The organism is Streptomyces sp. HSW2009 (assembly GCF_040240285.1).
Classification (GTDB): domain Bacteria; phylum Actinomycetota; class Actinomycetes; order Streptomycetales; family Streptomycetaceae; genus Streptomyces.
Genome location: NZ_JBEHZD010001061.1, coordinates 1 through 919, shown reverse-complemented (window position 1 = coordinate 919; position 919 = coordinate 1). Strand labels below are relative to the sequence as shown.

General features: G+C 70.5%; 1 protein-coding gene. It reads left to right on the top strand.

The features are described 5' to 3' along the window. On the top strand, positions 1–919 hold a 919-nt coding region (locus AAHZ94_RS34545; protein ID WP_349997625.1), incomplete at both ends, for a DUF4328 domain-containing protein.

The following is a 919-nucleotide window of genomic DNA, read 5'->3' as shown; positions in this document are numbered from 1 at the left end:
CCCCCCCCCACAATTTTTTTAACTCACCGGGCCACCACCGCCATCAACACATGTTGTAGCGGCGCCAGCGTCTTTTGGCCGATACCGCCCGGCACCCCGATACCCGGCGGGCCGCTGGCCGGCGGCCTGCCGCACACCCCGCACCCGGCCCCGCACGGCGCCCCCACCGGCATGGTGCCGCAGCACACCGGGCTGGCCCCGGCGTACGGCACCTCCGTCGGCGTCGGCTACCGCCCACCGGTCTTCTGGCGCTCGCCGCGCGGCCTCGCCAACACGACCGTGGTGCTGTTCTCCATCGGGCTGGTGCTGCTGGTCCTCGACCTGATCTTCAGCATCCGGCTGTACGGCACGTACCAGGACTACTTCGACGACGCGGCCACCCCGGCGGACATCAAGACCGGCGAGAACATCTGCGAGACCATCGACGCCTTCTGGGCGCTGGTCTTCGTCCCGATGACCGTGCTGTGGGTGGTGTGGTTCCGCCGTACGTACGTCAACGCGCAGGTGCTGACGCCCGGCCGGCAGCGGTTCGGCTCCGGGATGGCGGCCGGGGCGTGGTTCATCCCGGTGGTGCAGTTCTGGTTCCCCAAGCAGATCGCCAACGACATCTGGGACTCCAGCGCCTCGCTGCCCCAGACCGGCTACCCGGCGCGCTCGGCACCGGCCCGCGGGCTGCTCAACACCTGGTGGGTGCTGTACCTGGCGATGCTGGTGACCAGCACGGTCAGCCTGTCGGTGTTCGGCGACGCGGAGACCTACGGCGAGTACGAGGACTCCGTCGTCTGGTCCTGCCTGCGGGACGCGGTGTCCATCCCGTGCGCGATCGCCGCCATCGCCCTCGTACTCAAGCTGTCCACGATGCAGGAGCGCCGCGTCGCCGGCCAGCCGACGCCCGCCGCCCCCGGTGGCTACGGCGCGC